The sequence below is a fragment of the Streptomyces sp. NPDC051104 genome (assembly GCF_040682835.1).
GTDB lineage: Bacteria > Actinomycetota > Actinomycetes > Streptomycetales > Streptomycetaceae > Streptomyces > Streptomyces cynarae.
Window position 1 is genome coordinate 99,331 of sequence record NZ_JBFBBS010000010.1, and the last position, 17,522, is coordinate 116,852.

28 protein-coding genes and 1 tRNA gene are annotated in these 17,522 nt (G+C 70.7%); 25 read left to right on the forward strand and 4 right to left on the reverse strand.

Annotated features, from left to right (window positions below):
- Positions 1-85: 85 nt before the first annotated feature.
- A complete protein-coding gene (locus AB0N14_RS17385) occupies positions 86-856 on the reverse strand; it encodes an ABC transporter ATP-binding protein (RefSeq protein ID WP_366026503.1) in 771 nt (256 codons plus the stop codon).
- 411 nt (positions 857-1,267) lie between these two features.
- Here AB0N14_RS17385 and AB0N14_RS17390 point away from each other — a divergent pair.
- Together AB0N14_RS17390 and AB0N14_RS17395 are read left to right on the forward strand one after the other, a co-directional pair.
- A tRNA-Leu gene (locus AB0N14_RS17390) sits at positions 1,268-1,354 on the forward strand.
- 100 nt (positions 1,355-1,454) lie between these two features.
- A complete protein-coding gene (locus AB0N14_RS17395) occupies positions 1,455-3,287 on the forward strand; it encodes a site-specific integrase (protein ID WP_366026504.1) in 1,833 nt (610 codons plus the stop codon).
- Positions 3,288-3,353: 66 nt separating this feature from the next.
- Here AB0N14_RS17395 and AB0N14_RS17400 read toward each other — a convergent pair whose 3' ends face one another.
- Positions 3,354-4,055, reverse strand: a complete 702-nt coding sequence (locus AB0N14_RS17400; protein ID WP_366026506.1) for a hypothetical protein — start codon at positions 4,053-4,055, stop codon at positions 3,354-3,356.
- A gap of 14 nt (positions 4,056-4,069) precedes the next feature.
- Positions 4,070-4,561, reverse strand: coding sequence for a helix-turn-helix transcriptional regulator (locus AB0N14_RS17405; protein ID WP_366026507.1), 492 nt, complete (start codon positions 4,559-4,561; stop codon positions 4,070-4,072).
- Positions 4,562-4,812: 251 nt separating this feature from the next.
- Here AB0N14_RS17405 and AB0N14_RS17410 point away from each other — a divergent pair, with 251 nt between their 5' ends.
- From AB0N14_RS17410 to AB0N14_RS17500, 19 genes are all read left to right on the forward strand, one after another.
- Complete coding sequence (locus AB0N14_RS17410; RefSeq protein WP_366026508.1) at positions 4,813-5,037, forward strand: helix-turn-helix transcriptional regulator; 225 nt, start codon at positions 4,813-4,815, stop codon at positions 5,035-5,037.
- Positions 5,034-5,363, forward strand: coding sequence for a hypothetical protein (locus tag AB0N14_RS17415; RefSeq protein WP_366026509.1), 330 nt, complete (start codon positions 5,034-5,036; stop codon positions 5,361-5,363). Before AB0N14_RS17410 ends, AB0N14_RS17415 begins: the two co-directional genes overlap by 4 nt.
- A gap of 82 nt (positions 5,364-5,445) precedes the next feature.
- Positions 5,446-5,838 (forward strand): hypothetical protein, encoded by a 393-nt coding sequence (locus tag AB0N14_RS17420; protein ID WP_366026511.1) that lies wholly within the window; start codon positions 5,446-5,448, stop codon positions 5,836-5,838.
- Positions 5,835-5,978 (forward strand): hypothetical protein, encoded by a 144-nt coding sequence (locus AB0N14_RS17425; protein ID WP_366026513.1) that lies wholly within the window; start codon positions 5,835-5,837, stop codon positions 5,976-5,978. Before AB0N14_RS17420 ends, AB0N14_RS17425 begins: the two co-directional genes overlap by 4 nt.
- Positions 5,975-6,844 (forward strand): hypothetical protein, encoded by an 870-nt coding sequence (locus AB0N14_RS17430; RefSeq protein ID WP_366026515.1) that lies wholly within the window; start codon positions 5,975-5,977, stop codon positions 6,842-6,844. Before AB0N14_RS17425 ends, AB0N14_RS17430 begins: the two co-directional genes overlap by 4 nt.
- Positions 6,841-7,917 carry a YqaJ viral recombinase family protein gene (locus AB0N14_RS17435; RefSeq protein WP_366026516.1) on the forward strand — a complete coding sequence of 359 codons (1,077 nt, stop codon included), beginning with the start codon at positions 6,841-6,843 and terminating at the stop codon, positions 7,915-7,917. Before AB0N14_RS17430 ends, AB0N14_RS17435 begins: the two co-directional genes overlap by 4 nt.
- A 2-nt stretch (positions 7,918-7,919) precedes the next feature.
- Entirely contained in the window at positions 7,920-8,924 is a 1,005-nt protein-coding gene (locus AB0N14_RS17440) for a RecT family recombinase (RefSeq protein WP_366026517.1), read from the forward strand.
- 4 nt (positions 8,925-8,928) lie between these two features.
- Positions 8,929-9,651 carry an exonuclease domain-containing protein gene (locus AB0N14_RS17445; RefSeq protein WP_366026518.1) on the forward strand — a complete coding sequence of 241 codons (723 nt, stop codon included), beginning with the start codon at positions 8,929-8,931 and terminating at the stop codon, positions 9,649-9,651.
- 77 nt (positions 9,652-9,728) lie between these two features.
- Positions 9,729-10,490 (forward strand): hypothetical protein, encoded by a 762-nt coding sequence (locus AB0N14_RS17450; protein WP_366026519.1) that lies wholly within the window; start codon positions 9,729-9,731, stop codon positions 10,488-10,490.
- Positions 10,487-11,059, forward strand: a complete 573-nt coding sequence (locus tag AB0N14_RS17455) for a RusA family crossover junction endodeoxyribonuclease (protein ID WP_366026520.1) — start codon at positions 10,487-10,489, stop codon at positions 11,057-11,059. The genes AB0N14_RS17450 and AB0N14_RS17455 overlap by 4 nt, the downstream gene beginning before the upstream one ends.
- Positions 11,056-11,502: a hypothetical protein gene (locus AB0N14_RS17460; RefSeq protein WP_366026521.1), complete on the forward strand. Its 447-nt coding sequence runs from the start codon at positions 11,056-11,058 to the stop codon at positions 11,500-11,502. Before AB0N14_RS17455 ends, AB0N14_RS17460 begins: the two co-directional genes overlap by 4 nt.
- Positions 11,489-12,121, forward strand: coding sequence for a hypothetical protein (locus AB0N14_RS17465; protein ID WP_366026522.1), 633 nt, complete (start codon positions 11,489-11,491; stop codon positions 12,119-12,121). Before AB0N14_RS17460 ends, AB0N14_RS17465 begins: the two co-directional genes overlap by 14 nt.
- Positions 12,118-12,402 (forward strand): hypothetical protein, encoded by a 285-nt coding sequence (locus AB0N14_RS17470; protein WP_366026524.1) that lies wholly within the window; start codon positions 12,118-12,120, stop codon positions 12,400-12,402. The genes AB0N14_RS17465 and AB0N14_RS17470 overlap by 4 nt, the downstream gene beginning before the upstream one ends.
- A complete protein-coding gene (locus AB0N14_RS17475) occupies positions 12,402-12,701 on the forward strand; it encodes a WhiB family transcriptional regulator (RefSeq protein WP_366026525.1) in 300 nt (99 codons plus the stop codon). The genes AB0N14_RS17470 and AB0N14_RS17475 overlap by 1 nt, the downstream gene beginning before the upstream one ends.
- Positions 12,670-12,924 carry a hypothetical protein gene (locus AB0N14_RS17480; protein WP_366026526.1) on the forward strand — a complete coding sequence of 85 codons (255 nt, stop codon included), beginning with the start codon at positions 12,670-12,672 and terminating at the stop codon, positions 12,922-12,924. Before AB0N14_RS17475 ends, AB0N14_RS17480 begins: the two co-directional genes overlap by 32 nt.
- Positions 12,921-13,130: a helix-turn-helix domain-containing protein gene (locus AB0N14_RS17485; protein WP_366026527.1), complete on the forward strand. Its 210-nt coding sequence runs from the start codon at positions 12,921-12,923 to the stop codon at positions 13,128-13,130. The genes AB0N14_RS17480 and AB0N14_RS17485 overlap by 4 nt, the downstream gene beginning before the upstream one ends.
- An 80-nt stretch (positions 13,131-13,210) precedes the next feature.
- Entirely contained in the window at positions 13,211-13,552 is a 342-nt protein-coding gene (locus AB0N14_RS17490; protein ID WP_366026528.1) for a hypothetical protein, read from the forward strand.
- 32 nt (positions 13,553-13,584) lie between these two features.
- Positions 13,585-14,067 carry a hypothetical protein gene (locus tag AB0N14_RS17495; RefSeq protein ID WP_366026529.1) on the forward strand — a complete coding sequence of 161 codons (483 nt, stop codon included), beginning with the start codon at positions 13,585-13,587 and terminating at the stop codon, positions 14,065-14,067.
- Positions 14,064-14,498 carry a hypothetical protein gene (locus tag AB0N14_RS17500; protein WP_366026530.1) on the forward strand — a complete coding sequence of 145 codons (435 nt, stop codon included), beginning with the start codon at positions 14,064-14,066 and terminating at the stop codon, positions 14,496-14,498. Before AB0N14_RS17495 ends, AB0N14_RS17500 begins: the two co-directional genes overlap by 4 nt.
- Before the next feature lie 77 nt (positions 14,499-14,575).
- On the opposite strand, the gene AB0N14_RS17505 is transcribed toward AB0N14_RS17500, so the two are convergent.
- Positions 14,576-14,767: a type II toxin-antitoxin system Phd/YefM family antitoxin gene (locus AB0N14_RS17505; RefSeq protein ID WP_366026531.1), complete on the reverse strand. Its 192-nt coding sequence runs from the start codon at positions 14,765-14,767 to the stop codon at positions 14,576-14,578.
- A gap of 78 nt (positions 14,768-14,845) precedes the next feature.
- On the opposite strand from AB0N14_RS17505, the gene AB0N14_RS17510 reads away from it, so the two are divergent.
- The 4 genes from AB0N14_RS17510 (at position 14,846) to AB0N14_RS17525 (ending at position 17,521) form a co-directional block, all read left to right on the forward strand.
- Entirely contained in the window at positions 14,846-15,379 is a 534-nt protein-coding gene (locus AB0N14_RS17510) for a GIY-YIG nuclease family protein (protein ID WP_366026532.1), read from the forward strand.
- A 785-nt stretch (positions 15,380-16,164) separates the two neighbouring features.
- Positions 16,165-16,713, forward strand: coding sequence for a hypothetical protein (locus AB0N14_RS17515; protein WP_366026533.1), 549 nt, complete (start codon positions 16,165-16,167; stop codon positions 16,711-16,713).
- Positions 16,710-17,120, forward strand: a complete 411-nt coding sequence (locus tag AB0N14_RS17520) for a hypothetical protein (RefSeq protein ID WP_366026534.1) — start codon at positions 16,710-16,712, stop codon at positions 17,118-17,120. The genes AB0N14_RS17515 and AB0N14_RS17520 overlap by 4 nt, the downstream gene beginning before the upstream one ends.
- The gene (locus AB0N14_RS17525) at positions 17,117-17,521 is read left to right on the forward strand and encodes a hypothetical protein (protein ID WP_366026535.1); all 405 of its coding nucleotides are present in this window, start codon (positions 17,117-17,119) and stop codon (positions 17,519-17,521) included. Before AB0N14_RS17520 ends, AB0N14_RS17525 begins: the two co-directional genes overlap by 4 nt.
- The last annotated feature ends 1 nt before the right edge of the window (position 17,522 follow it).

Genomic DNA, 17,522 nt, shown 5'->3' on the forward strand with positions numbered 1-17,522 from the left:
ACGTGGGACCCCGCTGGGTGGTCCGGGGCGCAGCTTCAGCGGGGACCGAGGGCGGAGCCCTCGGGGGTGCTGGGGGCAGCCCGCGTCAGGACGTGCGGCCCTTCGCGTCGAACCGCTTCATGCGGTCCAGCACCCCCTCCGCACTCGGTCCGTACAACTCGTCCACGATCCGCCCGTCCGCCAGGAAGATCACCCGGTCCGCGTACGCCGCCGCCACCGGGTCATGGGTGACCATCACCACCGTCTGCCCCAACTCCCGTACGGAGTTGCGCAGAAAGCCCAGCACCTCGGCGCCCGACCGGGAGTCCAGGTTCCCGGTGGGCTCGTCGCCGAAGATGATGTCCGGCTTGGACGCGAGCGCCCGGGCGACCGCCACGCGCTGCTGCTGACCACCGGACAGCTGTGCGGGCCGGTGGCTCAGCCGACCCGACAGGCCGACCATCTGGATCACGGTGTCCAGCCACTGCTTGTCCGGTTTGCGGCCCGCGATGTCCATCGGAAGGGTGATGTTCTCGAGCGCGGTCAGCGTCGGCAGCAGGTTGAACGCCTGGAAGATGAACCCGATCTTGTCCCGGCGCAACTTGGTGAGCTGCTTGTCCTTCAGCGCGCCCAACTCGACGTCACCGACGCGCACGGAACCGGAGGAGAAGGAGTCGAGCCCGGCGACGCAGTGCATCAGCGTGGACTTGCCGGAGCCCGAGGGCCCCATGATCGCCGTGAACCGGGCCTGCTGGAAGTCGACGGTGACCCGGTCCAGGGCCACCACCTGGGTCTCGCCCTGACCGTAGACCTTCGACAGGTCCGTGGCGCGGGCGGCCACCGCGGTGGTCCGGTCGGCGAGGGAGGTGCTGGTCACGGGAGCTGCTCCTGTCGGGAAGGCGACGGTGAAGAGGACATGTCCCATCGTCGCGGCGCGTCGTCGCCGTGGAGTCAGCCGCTGTTCCGGTTCCCGGGACAGCCTTCGGTCGGACCGCCACGGCCCGCGTCATACCTGGGGATGACACGGGTCCTGAGCCACTGGCCGTGGAAAGCGGTTGATCACCCCAAGTGGAATCGCTTCCGCACCCTCCTTCAGGGCGGTGAAATTCCGTCATTCCGCATACAGGGCCGCGCTTCCCCGAAAGCCTATTGGCAAGTGCGGATGGCCCGTACCGGGTGCTGATGCACCCTCAGACATCAATAAAATAAGACAACATCGCGTCCCGGGCCCGCTGTTCGAGGGACGCGTCCCGATAGGCTCGGAGCGCTCGATGCGGTGCCCAGGCCTGCCCGGATGGTGGAATGCAGACACGGCGAGCTTAAACCTCGCTGCCCCTTCGCGGGCGTGCCGGTTCGAGTCCGGCTCCGGGCACCACCACCTACACCGCGAGTGACCAGCGGCAACGGCCCTCCGGGGCCGTTTCTCATTCTCCGTTTGGGAGCACCGTGGGAGCACGGTGCCGTACCCTCCCGTCATGGCGTACGTGACATCACGGAAGAACGCCGACGGGGAGGTCACGAGCTACCAGGTGAAATGGCGGCTCGGAGGCTCCCGGACGGCGCCCCAGCAGACCGAGAGATTCCCGGCCACCGACGAGGGCCTGGAGGCGGCGGAGATCTTCAAAGATGCCGTCAACGACAACGGCCAGCAGTGGCCGCCCGGATGGGTGAAGGGCGAGGGGTACATCGACCCCTCGGCGGGCGTGGAGCGGAGCTACATCTTCAGCACCTACGCGCGGGAGTGCATCAAGAACAAGACCGGCGTGGAGGAGCGCTACCGGCAGGACTGCTACAGGGAGCTGGAGACGTACCTCGAGCCCACCTTCGGCAACTGCGACATCCGGTCCGCCGAGCACTTCTCCAAGGCGACCGTGTCGGCCTGGGTGAACAAGATGGCCCAGACGTACGTCTGGCGGGGCTCGAAGCGCAAGCTGATGAGCCCTAAGACGCTCAAGAACCTGCACGGTCTGCTGAGCAGCATCCTCAACGAGGCCGTGAACGCGGAGCCGCCGCTGCGGGACCGCAACCCCTGCCCCCTCGTCCGCCTGCCGCGCACGGACGACTTCGGCGCCGAGGACGACGAGCGCACCGAGGACATGGAGTTCATGACGCCGGACGAGGTCGCCGGCATCGTCTCCTGCTTCAAGCGCCCGGAGGATCGCGTGCTGGTGCGCCTGGCGTACGGCACGGGCCTGCGCTGGGGTGAGATCACGGCTCTGGCCGCGCGGCACGCCCGGAACCCGGCAGCGGGCGTGTACGAGGTCCGCGTGGCTCGGGCCTGGAAGCGGCGGCCCAAGACGCACCCGCAGCCCGGGCCGTACCTCGGCACGCCCAAGAGCAAGGCGTCCCGGCGCGTTGTCGACATCAGCGCCGGGCTGTGGCAGGAACTGCTCGGGCACGGCCTGGCCGGCATGAAGAAGGACGCTCTCCTCTTCCACAACGGGCATGGGGAGCGGCTGGTCTACTCGACGTTCTACGACCGGTGGGTGGCTGCCGTCACGGAGGCCAAGGAGGCGGGGCTGCTCGCCGAGTGGAAGTACCCGACCTTCCACGACCTGCGGCACTCGCACGTGGCCGCGCTGCTGTCGGACCGGCACAGCCTGACGTACGTTCAGCGGCGCTTGGGCCATGAGTCGATCAAGACGACTTCGGACAGGTACGGGCACCTGCTCAAGGAGGCCCATGAGGGCGCTCTGGCGACGATCGACCGGGCGCTCGGCATCGAGCCTGCCGCCCAGGCCGTGGACGACGCCAACGAGGAGCACGAGGCCCGTATCCCGGTGCAGGACCCCGGGCGGTCGGTGTACGCGCTGCACGTCGGCTCGAAGACGCTCGGGTTCTGGCGGGCGGAGGACGCCGAGGAGACCGCCGAGCGGTGGGCGCGGGACCGCGGCGGCCCGGTGCTGGTGGAGAAGTGGTCGAAGGACTGGTGGATCCGGATGCAGGGTGGCCAGGTCGGCAGCGACAACGGCTTGAAAGCCGTGCGGTCGGAGATGCCGGCCCGGGCGTTCATCTGGAAGGTCGGCCCGGCGGTGTACGCGGCGGACGGCACGGAAGTGGTGTCGGCCGTGGGGGTGCACGAGCCGCGCGGGGTGTGGGTGTGGGACTGGGAGGCCGAGTTCACCGAGGAGCCGGCCCACAGCGCGGCGGAGTGGCGCCGCGGCGACCTCGCGGAGACGGAGGCGTGGGCCTGGGGGCCGGACAAGGAGGCCGTGATGGCGGCGTACGCGTCCGCGCGGTCGGACGCGCTGCGGATCTGCGGGATGCATCCGGACCGGGCCCCCAGCGGCCGTGAGCCGGTGAGCTGACACCCTCTCGGGCAAGCAAAAGGGCCCCAGCGTGTCGGCTCGCTGGGGCCCCGCTTCGACTCTGGGCTACCTCGGGCTGCCAACGCCCTTAGCGGGGCGCTCGTGTTGCGGCTGCTCGACCAGGTGCGCAGCGGGGGACGGGGTGCGACGCAGGGGGATCGGCTCCACGGGGTGGTGGCCGCCGCGCTCGTCTGCGTACGTTTGCGTCGGGTCGTTCGCCATCGGTGCCTGCGCTCGTGGCGCCGGGGCCGCCGGTCGGACGGGTGCGGTAGCGGTTTTGCGGGCGAAGCGGTCGCTGCGCTCCTGGAGGGTTTCCGTGATGAGCGCGTTGTGTTCCCGTGCCAGGTCCGCATACTCGTGCGTCACCTCGGAGAGCTGGTCTTCCAGTTGGCCGTTACGGGTGAGTGCTTGGTCCAGGCGGCGCGCGAGGCTCATCATGTGAGCCCCGGACGCCTGGGCCTTCCTGTTGAGTCGTTCCTCACGCTCGTTCAGCTCCGCTGTGCGGCGCTCGCACGCCTCGGCGAACGCGGTGCGTTCGCGTGCGATCTGATCGAGCTGGTTGCGGTTTCGTTCGTCGAGCGACTTGATCCACTTCTTCATTGCGGCCGAGGCCACGACGGTGACGCAGACCATCGCGAAGAACCAAGCGACCATGATCGCGGTTTGCCCCGCACTGTCGCTACCGGGTACGTCACCGGTGACGATGAGAGTCGACGCAATTCCGACGACCAGGCCGCTGGCGGATGCGATGGTTGTCCTTTGCGGCATTCAGTCCCCCTTGATCACGGCGACCCCGAGGAGGTTGCCGTGGCGTGCTCCGTGTCTTGCGCCCGCTGCAGCCGGATCGCCATGTTGATGTTCGAGATCATCGTCTGGCGAATCATCGGGTCCGTAATTCCCCACGAGTCCGCGTAAGCCTCTGGAGATTGCGGTGACTGCGAAGTTCCTGAGCGTACATCCGGAATGACACCTTCTGGCCATGTCTCGCGGGTAATGACACCTGCGGTGACCAAAAGGTTGCGCACGTCGGTGTTGAGGACTTTTGCGAGCCTTTCGTAGTGGTTGGGCAGCGGCAGGGTGAGGCCGTTGATCATGCGCCCGACGGCGGGCCTGCTCATGCCGGTGGCCCGTGCGAGGGCGACTTGGCCGCCGGCGCCGGGCGTCATGTCGTAGCCGGCCTCGGAGGCTAGCCGTCGGACGAGGGCGCCGAAGCGCTCGGCAGTCGTGCTGCCGTCGTCCGCCGGCCTCTGGGGCCGGTCGTCTGGGGTGTCCATACTCCGCATGAAATCCGAGCGTAGCGTGCACGCGTGCAACGGGCCAGTGTTCACCCGTGCACGTCTTCCCTGATCAACAACCCTTTTCGGCTTTCTCGCTGGTCGTGGGCGGTGTGCGCCGGGGGCCCTCCACGAGAAAAACACGCCTGGAACCTCTGCATCCTCCTTGCGTGCACGCGTGCACGTGGTCTAGGTTCATGCGTGCACGCACCACGTGCACCCGTGCACACCCCGTTGGAGGGAGGGAACGCATGCCCACGCTGCACGCCGAACGCCTGATGAAGAAGGCGAAGGAGAAAGGCGACGGCAACGCCGCGGCGATCGCCCGACGGCTCAACACGAACCGGTCGACGGTGGCCCGGCTCATCTCTGGGGAGACCACCCCGTCGATCATGTCGCTGCTCGCCATGCGCCGCGAGTACGGCATCAGCCTGGACGACCTGGTCATCGAGGACGCCGGGGCTGGTGCGCCGTGACGGCCTGGACGCGCAAGCACTGCGTCTGTACCGAGGTCCGCAACCTCGACTACGACGAGGCCGCAGCCGCGCTCAAGATCAAGCGCCGGTGGCTGGAGGACAACATCAGCCGCCTGCCGCACCAGAAGTTCGGCGGGAATCCCGCGGTCTTCTGCATGTGCGACCTGCGGGTGATCCAGGCGATGCAGGCCGTCTTGCCCGCCGACGCCCTTGCCGTCATCGAGCCGGTCGAACCGGCCAAGCAGACCCCCACCACGCCGCCCGTCCGGGCGCTGGCCGCCATCAAGCCCGCCAAGGGCCGAGGGCGCGCGGTCGCCCAGGTGTGACGGCTTGCGGGGCCGCCAGACCGTGCCGGGTCCAGCAGCCCCACAAACGCAGGCCACCTCAATCCCTTGAATCGAGGTTTCCGTGAACCCGAATGTTAGCCCCGAGCAGGCCGCCGCAGCGGCCCTCGCTCAACTCCTCGGCCACCGGCCGGACCTGTCCGCCATGGTGTGGGCCGTCGGCGAGACGCCCGGCGTGCTCAAGGGCCACCAGATCAGCGAGTCTGGCAGCGGCGAGATCATCGACGTCTGCGCCGACCTGATGGGCGGCACGGTCGTCCGCTCCACCCTCAGCCGCGGTGACGACCGGCAGGGAGTCGCCCAGCTCGTCACCGCCTACGCCGGCGTACCCGTCGAGGTCTGGGCCAGCTACCCGCTGCCCGACGACCACGGCCTCATCGCCGCCGAGCTGCGCGACATCTTCGCCGCCCGCCCGCTGGGCCAGCTGGTGTGCCTCCCCGGCGGAGGTGTCCGGTGATCGACGCACTGATCCTCAGCGCGATGGCCGCGTGCTTCCTGCTCCTGGTCGCCTCCATCGTCGCCGGCCGCGTGTGCACCGACAGGTCCGCGCACGGCGCTCAGGTCCCGGCCCCGACCAAGAACGGGGGAACGGAATGAGCGGCAGGAGCTCGGCCCCGCGCCCCAGGGTGACCACCCCCAGTGATCCGCCGGTCGCGGACCACGTGGCCGTCGTCTCCGAGGCGCAGGCCCACCCGGGCCAGTGGCAGCACTGCTACGACTACCGGACCACGCAGGCCGCCGACGCGGTCGCCCGCATGATCCGCGACGGGCGGATCCGCGCCTACCTGCCGCGGGGTGCGTACGAGGCGTACGCGGCGCTCCTCGCGAGCGGCGAGGCCGCCGTCTGGGTGCGCTACCTCGTCGGCGTCGAGACGACGTCGCTGCCCGAGACGATGACGGTGCGGGTGCCCGACTACGGCACGCAGCCCGGATATGAGGGCGTACGGGTCCGCACGGTGGAGATCTCCTCGTACTGCCCGGCGTGCGGCGGCCCGCGCGGCACGATCCGCTCCGACCGCTTCGTCCGGGATGGCGTCCGCTTGACGCGGGACGCCTGGGACAACCCGTGCGGCCACCGTGACAGCTACCCGGGCGTGCTCGCCGAGGCTCACCGGCTGGCGACCACCAAGACGCCCCGGGACCGGCGGAAGGCCGAGCTGCGCGGCGTGCTGGGCGGAAGGCGCGAGACGGCAGTCAACTTCCTCGCCGCCGCCGTGAAGGACAACACCTGGCTGAGCGCACACAAAGCCGTGGAGCTGCTGGAGGACGCCGGATTCCGGGACGCGGCGGCCGAGGTGATCGCCTTCCAGCGGACGTTCACGACCTCGGGCAACGCCTCCGCACGGTCGGCCGTGCTCTACCTCAACCGGCTGGACGAGGAGGCCCTGCAGCGGGCCGGTAGCACCGGCCAGTGGATCGACGGCCCGGTCCGTTCGGGCAAGCACCAGGGGGGACGTAAGTGACCACAGCAACGCTCGTCCGTGAGGACGCCGGTCTGCCGGACGCACCGGCCGCCCGGCTGATCCTGCCGTCCGGTTCGCTGGACGACCCCGACTACTACGAGCGGTGGCGGGCGACGCGCCGCAACGGCATCGGCGGTGCGGACGTCGCCGCCCTGTTCGGCCTCGCCGGTAAGTACAACTCCCCGCGCCGCGTGTACGAGGAGAAGCACGGCCGATCGTTCGACGAGGACACCGAGTACGCCGAGGTCGGCCGCGAGATCGAGGGGTTCATCGCCCACCTGTTCTCGAAGCGGTCCGGGGTGCTGATCGCTATGCCGCCCGGCACGCTGCAGAACCTGGAGCGGCCGTGGATGCAGGTCAACGTCGACCGGTACGCCCTGGACGACACCGGCGCTGTGGTGGCGCCGGTGGAGTGCAAGAACCGCAGCGAGTACCAGATCAAGGACTGGGACGGCGACACCCCGCCCGACGCCCCCGCGATCCAGTGCTACTGGGCGATGGCGGTCGGCGGCTGGAATCACGGCTACGTCGCCGGTCTCGTCGGCGGGAACAAGCTGCGCTGGTTCCGGCTGGAGCGGGACGAGGAGATCATCGGCGAGCTGGTCGAGCACTGCGAACAGTGGTACCAGCGGCACGTCGTGGAGGGCTTCCCGCCGGTCGCTGACGGCCTGGAGGACACCGCGAACCTCCTCGCCCAGCTGTGGGAGGTCAAGCCCGAGTCGATCGCCACGGTGGACGACGACCAGGCGAAGGCGCTCCTGGAGCGTTTCGAGGCGGCGGACCAGAAGGTGAAGGCCGCCGAGGAGGCCCGCCGCACGATCCAGAACGAGATGCGGCTGCTCGCCGGCGCGAACGAGATCGTCCGCAACACCAGCGGCGAGGTCGTCTGGACGAACAAGCAGAACGGGACCCTCGCGCCCAAGCGGCTGGAGAAGGCCCGGCCCGACATCGCCGCGAAGTACCGCAAGACGGTCGAGGTCCTCGACGTCGACGCCCTCAAGTCCGGGCCTGACAAGGCCGTTTACACCGAGTTCCGGGCCCGGCAGCTGCGCGTGCCCTCCGTGAAGGGATGAGCATGAGCACCGCACTGAAGGACCGTCTGCGCGCCGCCCGTCAGGCGAGCATCCCGGCCCCGGCCGCGACGATGGAGGAGCACGACCAGGCCCCGGACTCCCCGGCCGAGCTCGCGGACATCAAGGGCCACGAGCAAGTCGAGCCCGCCATGTCCGCCACGGTGATGGAGTGGCTGCAGGTCTATCGCAGTCACTTCGAGGAGGCGCTGCCCGCCTGCGTGGACCAGGCCGCGTTCTTCGCGGCCGTCCGGTCGGTGCTGCCGACGCTGGCGAAGTGCAAGCCGGCGAGCGTGCTGCAGGCGCTGCTGACCTGCGCCCGGTTCGGACTGATCCCGGACGGCAAGCAGGCCGCCATCACACGGCAGGGCACCACCGCGGCGTTCGTCCCGATGTACCAGGGCTACATCGAGCTGATGTACCGCTCGGGCCTGGTGGAGTCGGTGCACGTCGGCGTGATCCGCGAGCACGACGAGTACGACTACGTGCCGACGGCCCGGTACCCCGACGACTTCGTGCACCGGCCGAACCTGAAGCTGTCGCAGAAGGAGCGCGGCGAGGTCGTCATCGCGTACGCGTACGCCTGGCTCAAGAACGGTGCCCGCTCGCAGGTGATCCTCCTGACGCGGGAGGACGCCGAGGAGATCCGCGACGAGTTCAGCGAGTCGTACCAGCGGGCCGAGACAGCCGGGACCCGCGATTCGTACTGGCACCGCTTCTTCCTGTGGATGTGGGAGAAGTCGGCGATCCGCCGCCTGATCCGGGTCGTGCCGAAGTCCGCCGAGCTGCGGGCCCTGGTCGAGGCCGACGACGCCGGCGACCGGGGCGAGGTGCAGATCCTGCACGCGCCCGACACCGAGGCCGCCCAGCTCCTCGCCGAGGCGGAGCGGGCCCACACCGCGGCGGAGGCGTCCCAGGACGTTCGCCCGGCCCCCGCGAAGACGCGGCCTTTCAAGAAGCGGTCCCAGCCCCGTCGGTCGACGCGCGCGGGCCGCAAGGGACGGAGGTAACCCCATGGCGTACACGAAGACCTGGCTGGACTTCCCGCTCGTTGGCTTCGACTGCGAGACGACAGGCGTGGACGTCCGCCGCGACCGGATCGTGTCGGCCTGCGTCGTCCGCTGGGGCGGCGGTCAGCCGACCGAGCCCCGGAACTGGCTGTCGGATGTGGGCGGGATGGAGATCCCGGCCGAGGCGACCGCGATCCACGGCATCAGCACCGAGCGGGCCCGCACGGAGGGCCGCCCGGCCGCCGAGGTCATCCGGGAGGTCACCGAGTCGCTGTCCGCGTACTCGATGGTCGGCCTGCCGATCGTGGCCATGAACGCCCAGTTCGACCTGACGTTGCTGGAGCGCGAGTGCGAGCGGTACGGCGTCAAGAGCCTGTGGGCCTCGACGCCGGTCGTCCTGGACCCGCGCGTGCTGGACAAGCACGTCGCGAAGTTCCGCAAGGGCAAGCGGAACCTTGGCGCGATCTGCTCGTTCTGGGGCGTCAAGCTCGACGGCGCGCACAACGCCGAGGTCGACGCGAAGGCGGCCTGCGGGGTCGTCTGGAAGATCGCCCGCCGGTACCCGTGGCTGACCCGCGAGGAGCTGGGCGACCTGCACGAGATGCAGGCCGCATGGGCGCGAGAGCAGACCCGCGAGTTCCGCGAGTACCTCGCCAGCGTCGGCCACCAGGTGGACGACGACCCGTTCGACTGGCCGCTTCTCCCGGCCCCCGCCGCCACGGCCTGACCGGCCGCTGCCGCCGCCCGGGGGCGCACCCCGGGCGGCGGCCCTCACCGCTTCCACCTCACCAGGCAGGACACCCCATGAGCTACGACGAAGAGGGCCCTTTCCACGAGCCGTTCGGCCCCGAGTACGTGCGGCCCAAGCAGGCCGACTGCCCCAACTGCCCGTGCTGCAGCGCCGCCCTGTGCGAGCGGGGCCGGGCGGACGTGACCGGCTGTACGAACCACACCAGCGACGAGACCCGCGCGACGGTCGCGGGCTGCCCGTGCTCGGCGGAGTCGACGCACGGCGCGATGGCGTGGCACATGGCGCGGATCCGCGCCGTCACCGCGGCGAAGACGAAGCCGCTGCTGCCCGCCGCCGAGACGCTGCTGCGGGAGATCGCCACCGAGCAGCCGGTCAACGACCCGGACGGGACGCTGCTGCCGCAGCTGACGGTCCGCCGCTACGTCGAGCTGGGCGAGAACGGGCCGAGGCTGACCGCGTTCGGCCGGCTGTACCTCGACGCCCGGGTCGAGCAGTGGGCGGCCACCGCGGTCACCGTCGTGGACGTCGACAAGAAGGCCCGTCTGGCGCGCGTCGTTCTTGCCCGCCGGGTGGCCGACTCGACGGTGTCCGTGCCGATGTACCAGCTCGCCAACTCCGGCACCGGCCTGGGCGTGGACGAGTTGCCGGGCGTGACGCTGCACGCGTACGCGAACACCGCCGCCGCGCGGGACGAGGACGTGGTCCTGTTCGGGATCAGCAACCCGCGGGTCCCCGCTCCGCCGTACAAGCCCGGCGGCATCGTGACCGCGCCGGTGGCCCCGGTGGGCACCGAGCCGGCCGGGGGTGAGGGATGACCGTTTCGGCAGCCGAGCGGCCGGGGGACCGGGAGCGTGCTGAGCACATTGGGGGCTTCCTGGCGCCCGGCCGTACGGACGACACGTGGGGCACGGTCTACCCCGGCGAGCCCCACAGCAAGGCGCGTCCCCGGTTCGACAGGGAGGGCCGCGCGTACAAGGACCCGGCGGACAAGCAGGCTGAGGAGACGACGAAGTGGTGGCTGCGGCAGCGGTGGAGGAAGGCGCCGCTGACCGGGAACGTCGCCCTCGGCTGCGTCTTCTTCCGGTCGTCCATGCAGCTGATCGACGGCGACAACATGCTCAAGCACGTCTGCGACGCCGGTAACGGCATCGTGTGGCTGGACGACTCGCAGGTCACCGCGAAGTACTGCGAGGTCCAGCTCGACCCCGAGCACCCCCGCACTGTGCTCGTGGTCGGCCCGCACGTCTCCACGATGCGTCGGGGCACCGACAACGTCCGTACCTGCCCCGGCTGCACGGAGCAGTTCGTGCCGTCGCGGGGCGCGCAGGTGTACTGCAACGCGGACTGCTACAAGGCCAACCGCCGGAAGGTGGTGAGCCGGTGACCGCCAGCTGGGAGAACATCGCCGCCGTCCTGGAAGCGGAGACGGTCTCGGACGCCGAGTTGGCCGAGCGGCTGGACTGCGGCCCGGACCTGGTGGCCCGGGTCCGCGCCAGCCTCGGCCAGCCGGCTTTCCCGGCACCGCCCAGTGCGACCGCCTCCTCGGAGGAGCAGCGGTTCCGGGAGCTGGCCGTTGAAGGCATCGACGGCCATGTGCGGTGGTCGGGTCGCACCACCCGGGAGGGGGTGCCGCTGGTCGACCACTTCGTTACCGCGGCCCGAGTCGCGTTCCGGCTGCACCACGGCCGGGAGCCCGAAGGGCAGGTGCGCGGCACCTGCCTGGTGAACCACTGCCTGGCGGGCGAGCACCTCGCCGACCGGGTCATCCGCGAGCGTCGCCGCGAGCAGGCCAGGGCCGACAGGGAGGCGCTGGATGACCTCGTATAAGGCCGACGTCCGCGCCGCGCTGTGGGAGCAGATCGCCCGCCTGCTGAAGTCCGAGGACGTCTCCAACACGGAGGCCGCCGTACGGCTCGGCGTAGATCGCCGATTCGTCGCACGGGTGCGGGCCGACCTCGGTCTGCCGCAGTACCAGCGGCCCCCGGTGCGGTGGACGCAGGAGCGGTTCGACCAGATGACGCGGCAACTGCGCGGCGGCCACCGCCGATGGCTGGGCCGCACATCCCCGGACGGCGTGCCGATGGCGAGCCGTGACGAGTCCGCGTACCGGGTCGCGTTCCGGCTGCACCACGGACGTGACCCGGTGGGCCGCGTCGAGGGGACGTGCACCAGGAAGCGCTGCGTGGCGGGCGGACATCAGCGGGACGACGTCATGCGGAAGACCGCCCCCGAGCTGCCGGTCGGGCTCACGCAGAACGGCATGGACCTGGTTGCGATCCGTCGCGCGCTGAGCGGCGAACCGCCATACCCGCCGCTGAAGCCGAAGGAACGGCGGTACGCCTTCCGCCAGGCCGACCCTGACCTGTCCATCGCCGAGCTGTCGGCGCGGCTGGGCTGTGCCCGGCGCACGATCTCGCGGTGGCGGGAGAAAGGGGTCCCGGCGTGAGCCTGCACCTGCTCCTCGCATGGATCGACCTCGCCCTGGCCGTGGACGCCGCCGTGTCCACCGCGCCCGAGTGGGGACCGCCCGCAGCAGCCTGCGCCGTCCTGCTCGCCCTGGCCTGGCTCGCCCTGTCGGACAGTGCCCGGACCCGTGTCCGGACACTGTCCGCCCCTCTCCTTCACCTTCCCCACTTCAAGCCGCTGACCTGCAAGGACACGTGTCCGGACACGTCAGCGGACACCAGCCCGGACACGTCCGGACACGACCCCCGAGGAGGCCGCTGATGCGCACCAGCTACGACGCCCCGAAGACGCTCAGCCGGCCCGACTGGTGGGGCGACGACGCCCTGTGCCGCACGTACGACCCCGACGAGTTCTTCCCGGAGGACTGGCGGCGCGGCCCCGGGAAGCTCCAGGCGATCGTCGCGAAGCAGATCTGCGCCCGCTGCCCGGCGATCACGCCGTGCCTGGACGGCGCCCTCCAGCGTCGCGAGCCGGTCGGCATCTGGGGCGGCCTCGACCCCGACGAGCGAACGCAACTGGTGGTCAACCGTGGCCGATCGACGCAAGCCCCGGCGGCCTAAGCAGCCTCGCCGGCCCCAACCGCCGCCGACCGGCGTCCTCGACTGGACGCGCGGCAGCCACTGGGGCGGCGTCGAGAGGAAGTGCCGCTACTGCCCCGGCCTCACCCCGCTGCGAGACAGCGACGGGAGACCCGCGCACAAGGTGTGCGCGGAGGAGGCCATCGCCCGACAGGTCGAGGAGTACGCCGAGGCCTGGGAGAACGAAAGGCTCCGCGAACAGTGAAGTACGCGAAGATCCCCGCCGACCAGCGCGAACGGATCGCGCTCGAGATGAGGGATCGGTATTACCGCGGGTCGTCCATCCGCAACCTGCGCGACCACTACGGCTACTCGTACGGCACCGTACACAACCTCCTGCTGTCGGTCGGCACCACGCTGCGCGGCCGTGGCGGCATCAAGGGCGCCAAGCCCAAGAAGAAGCAGGCCTGACCCCACCGACCGGCCCGGGGCGGCTGCTTCCCCGTCAACGCCGCCCCGGGCCCCTTCAACGACCAGCCGGGAGACACCTCATGGAGAACCGAACCGTCGTCGGCCTCGCCGCCGCCGCGGTCGCCGCGCTCATCATCGGCACCGCCTGCAGCGGCCAGCTCGGCGACGACGACAGCGGATGCCAGGGCGCCGGGCAGTTGCACGCCGCCCCGGCCGCCGCGGCGAAGCCGACCCGCCTCCCGGCCGGCTCGGTACGGAAGGTCCCCGCGGCCCCGCCCAAGACCACCAAGGCCCCTGCCACCCGCCGACCGGCCCCCCGGATCTCGAAGGCCCCGCACGCCACGAAGACGCCGCACACGGGCAGCCACGGCCACCACGGCGGCCACGGACCAGACATCGACATCGACCTCGACGGCTGCTGACCCACCCTCACGAGCACTTCCCGGAGCACCTCATGATGGACACCGACGCCGCCGCACGGCGCATCTACGCGGCCCTCGCCGCAGCCATGGACGGCGACGCCGACACCGCCGCCGACCACATCCAGGCCGTCGCCACCGACGGCGACATCAACCGCATCTACGGGATCTGCTGCGCCCTCGGACACGCCGCCACCCGCTCCCTGCAGGTCACGTTCGGCGACCAGGCCCCGCAGCCCAGCCGCGGCGACATGTGGGTCCTCCAACAGCTGGAGCCCGAACTCCGCCCCGACCGCGCACAGTCCGGCGAGGACAGCCCGGCGCAGCTGTTCTCGCTGCGGTTCATCGTCGCTTACGCCAACGGCGACACCGCCGCCGACGAGGCCCTCTTCGAGGCCGCCGCGCAGATCGGTGACGAACACCTGGTCCGTTGCGTCGTCCAGCTCGTCGCCGACACGGCCGGCCTGTGCAGCATGGGCCACGCTGCCCTCGGCACCACCCCCGGAGCAGCCGCGTGACCACCCTGCCGCCCGGCGCCCGCCTGTTCCACCGCGGCGTCCCCGGCCTGCGCCCCGGCGCTCTCGTCCTTCCGCCGGTCGTCACCGGCGTCGAGCGCACGCTGACCGGCACCGCGCAGGCCCTCGGCGCCAGCCCCGAACATGCCCGAGGCGACCGCGTATACGTCACCATCGGCCGCGACGTCGCCCGCGTCTACGCTGCCTTCAAGCCGGACGGATCGCTGTACGAGGTCCACACGGACGGCGTCCTGGAGGCGGACCCGGACTGCACCGTGCCCGGCGTCTCCTTCGCCTGCACGGCCGCCGTCGTCGTCCGGGTGGTGGACCCGGTGGTCCTGTTCCGCGACCGGCCGTTCGACGCGTGGGTGCGCATGCTCAACCGGGCCACCGAGGCGGCCGGAGCACTGGTCGGCGGGCGGCAGGCCGGATGAGCGGAAGGACAACACGGACGCGCGAGGAGGGGACGGCCCGGATGGGCTGCCCCCGCCTCGGCATGCCTGCGTGTCGGTCAGTCGCCCGCCGGCTCGCCGAGGGCGGCCAGGGCACGCTCGTAGAACTCCGGGGACACGAGGACGGCCTGCGGCTTTTCGCGCCGGGTCAGGATCACGCGCTGCTGGAGCAGGCGTACCCGCGCGATGACCTCGGTCAGGTTGGCGCGGGCATCCGAGACACCCATCCGGGCTTCAGGCGACTCACTCATAAAGCAAGCGTACATGTAGCCCAGACGAGTGTGCATGTACGACGGAAAAGCAAATGCGTCGGGTTGTACAATTCGAGCATGATCAAGGAACAGGCACGGCACTTTCCTGTGCGCCCGTTCGACCGCAACGCTCGCCCCAGAGACCTCCTCGCTCGGGGGGAAGGCGGCGGCGCTAGTGCCGTCTATCGCTTCTATGCGCACGGCCGTCAGCCCCTCTACATCGGGGTCTCGTCGTGCCTCAGCGTGCGCCTGGCAGACCACAGGCGCACGTCCCCCTGGTGGTCGCTGGCGGAGTACATCGCGGTGTCCTGCTACCGCAGCCACAAGGCGGCAGAGGCGGCCGAGGTTGCAGCGATCATGGCTGAGCGGCCCATCTTCAACCGCCAGGGAATGACGGCCCGCACGCGCATGGAGATCCGCTTCGAGGACGGGGCGGAGTCCATCGCCGCTGAGCTGCACCGGATCGCGTCGCCAGACCTCGTCCGCGACCTTGCCCGCCTGCTGGCAGCCCCGGAGCTGTTCCCGACCCCGGTTGCTCCGCCCCCGCCGTGCTTCGACGGCCTCGCAATGGCCCCTGTCCGTCCCATGAACCCAGAGAACGAGGCGACGTGAAAGTTCGACGCTCACGTCTCACCGGCGATTTCGTGCAGGTCCCGAACGCGACGGCGCGTAACGAGGACCTGAGCCACATGGCGCGCGGAATCCTTGTGGAGCTGCTGAGTCGGCCGGACGGCTACGAGACGACGGCTGACGAGATGTGGAAGGCGTCGGTCAGGAAGCACGGGAAGGCCAGTCCTGGCCGAAGGGCCTTTCGTGCGGCCTTCGCCGAGTTGAAGCAGCACGGGTACATGGTCGCTGAGCGGGAGCCGCTGGCGGGCGGCCGGTACGGGACCGTGCTGACTGTCTATGACCTGCCTGCAGGGATCGCTGTGCCGCAGGGGGACACGGACGAGCCCGACCGGAACAGTCAAGGTCGCACCGACGTACCGCCCGGTGGTACCTCGGAGTTCGGCACCTCGGCCGACGACGACAACGCCGCAGGTGGCACCCGCGTACCGCACGGTGGTACGTCGGGCGAGGGGACCCCGGCCGACGTCCACAACGCCGCAGGTGGGACCGGCGTACCGCACGGTGGTACGTCGGACGTCACCGATGTACCGGATGGTGGCACGTCAGACCGACCTGCGGAAACGGACGTTCCTGCAGGTAGCACCGACGTACCGCCTACCGACGTGCCACACGCTGGTACGTCTTCTAGAAAACGGGCTAAGAAAACGACGAATACGGGTGGTTCCGGCCGTAGGCCAACTACCGGTAGTGGGGGCGGGCCTGGGAGCGGCTCCGCCGCGCAGGACGACGAGTCCGAGAGCGAAATTCCTCCCGAGGCGATCCGCTGCGTGATCGCGATGTACCCCGAGTGGCTTCGCAAGCAGTTCGAACGGGCCTGCCACACGATGCCGGACAACGTGGTCGACGCGATCCGGACCGAGCTGGCGACCGGCGTCACCACCCCGCAGCTGGTGGCCCGCATCGACCGCCGGTGGGTGAAGCGACGGTTCGAGGACGACGCGCTCTCCGCAGACGGCCGAGGTATCGACAGCCTCTTCGCCGTCGCGATCGACCTAGTGCGGCGCGGGGACTGCACGCACCCGCTGTGCGACGACGGCACGGACCTTGCCACCGGCGAGCCCTGCAGGAGCTGCGAGCGGACCCAGGAGGACCGGCAGCCCGCCGCTCCCGAGTACACCCAAGGCGCGTTCCCGGTGCCGCTGCAGGGCGGCTCCTCGAGCGCGCCGCGGCCCACCGTCCCGGGACCCCGGACACGGATGCGGGACTGCGACAACCCCGAATGCCGAGCGCCCTTCAAGGGCCCCGCCGACTACGACGTCCCCGCAGGCCTGTGCCCGGCGTGCCAGGCCGAGCAGCGAAAGGCAGAGAACGCATGATCGAGAAGGTGACCGAGCTGGGCGAGGCGCTCCGCGCCCTGGGCGTGCGAGGTGAGCACCTGATCGCCCTGCAGCCCGCTCCGGAGGACTTGGACGAGATCCGGGACGAGATGGACGCGGCCCGGCGGCTCCTCGCGGTGGCCCGCGCCTCGCTGGCGCGCCGGTGCCCGCAGCATCCGAACGCGCCGACTGACCCGGCGGCCGGGGGCGAGTGCTTGTTCTGTGCGACGAACCGGCGCCGTGGCGAGACCGGCAACGTCACCCCGGCGGTGCCGCTGCAGGAGGTGGCCCGCGCGGTCGCCGAGCTGGGCCAGGACGAGGCCGTACGCCGGTATGGGGCGAAGACGGTGACCCGGGCGCTGCTGGTCTGCCGCAACGACCTGGCACTGCTGCAGGAGTCGGCGTGAAGCGCAGCGTGGCGGCCGAGCTGTTCGACCAGGCGGCGCACGACCCGGCCCGGCGTGAGGACGCGATGAGCGCCCTGTTCACCGGCCTGGCGGCTGCCGCTCAGCAGGCGGCGGACGAGATGCGGCGGCTGCGGGAGGAGGCCCGCGCGGCGCGCCGGAACCGGCCCGAGGCGGTCGCCGCCCGGTCGGCCGCCGCGGCGAAGGGCTGGGAGACCCGCCGGCGTCGCGCGGCCGAGGACGCGGCCCGCGACGGCTGGGAAGACCGGCCGGTCCGCACCGGCCCGGTCTGCGGCGAGATGAACCACAACTCGGTCGGCTCCGAGGTGTTCTGCGAGCTCGACCCGGACCACGAAGAAGACCACGACGACGGCGACGGCACGACGTGGCCGCGGGAGGACTGAC

Excerpts from the sequence above, each read along its gene's own strand:
- AB0N14_RS17395 (WP_366026504.1), top strand. The coding sequence starts at position 1,455 with ATGGCGTACGTGACATCACGGAAGAACGCCGACGGGGAGGTCACGAGC.
- AB0N14_RS17400 (WP_366026506.1), bottom strand. The coding sequence starts at position 4,055 with ATGCCGCAAAGGACAACCATCGCATCCGCCAGCGGCCTGGTCGTCGGA.
- AB0N14_RS17405 (WP_366026507.1), bottom strand. The coding sequence starts at position 4,561 with ATGGACACCCCAGACGACCGGCCCCAGAGGCCGGCGGACGACGGCAGC.
- AB0N14_RS17410 (WP_366026508.1), top strand. The coding sequence starts at position 4,813 with ATGCCCACGCTGCACGCCGAACGCCTGATGAAGAAGGCGAAGGAGAAA.
- AB0N14_RS17430 (WP_366026515.1), top strand. The coding sequence starts at position 5,975 with ATGAGCGGCAGGAGCTCGGCCCCGCGCCCCAGGGTGACCACCCCCAGT.
- AB0N14_RS17440 (WP_366026517.1), top strand. The coding sequence starts at position 7,920 with ATGAGCACCGCACTGAAGGACCGTCTGCGCGCCGCCCGTCAGGCGAGC.
- AB0N14_RS17445 (WP_366026518.1), top strand. The coding sequence starts at position 8,929 with ATGGCGTACACGAAGACCTGGCTGGACTTCCCGCTCGTTGGCTTCGAC.
- AB0N14_RS17450 (WP_366026519.1), top strand. The coding sequence starts at position 9,729 with ATGAGCTACGACGAAGAGGGCCCTTTCCACGAGCCGTTCGGCCCCGAG.
- AB0N14_RS17455 (WP_366026520.1), top strand. The coding sequence starts at position 10,487 with ATGACCGTTTCGGCAGCCGAGCGGCCGGGGGACCGGGAGCGTGCTGAG.
- AB0N14_RS17465 (WP_366026522.1), top strand. The coding sequence starts at position 11,489 with ATGACCTCGTATAAGGCCGACGTCCGCGCCGCGCTGTGGGAGCAGATC.
- AB0N14_RS17475 (WP_366026525.1), top strand. The coding sequence starts at position 12,402 with ATGCGCACCAGCTACGACGCCCCGAAGACGCTCAGCCGGCCCGACTGG.
- AB0N14_RS17490 (WP_366026528.1), top strand. The coding sequence starts at position 13,211 with ATGGAGAACCGAACCGTCGTCGGCCTCGCCGCCGCCGCGGTCGCCGCG.
- AB0N14_RS17495 (WP_366026529.1), top strand. The coding sequence starts at position 13,585 with ATGATGGACACCGACGCCGCCGCACGGCGCATCTACGCGGCCCTCGCC.
- AB0N14_RS17505 (WP_366026531.1), bottom strand. The coding sequence starts at position 14,767 with ATGAGTGAGTCGCCTGAAGCCCGGATGGGTGTCTCGGATGCCCGCGCC.
- AB0N14_RS17510 (WP_366026532.1), top strand. The coding sequence starts at position 14,846 with ATGATCAAGGAACAGGCACGGCACTTTCCTGTGCGCCCGTTCGACCGC.
- AB0N14_RS17520 (WP_366026534.1), top strand. The coding sequence starts at position 16,710 with ATGATCGAGAAGGTGACCGAGCTGGGCGAGGCGCTCCGCGCCCTGGGC.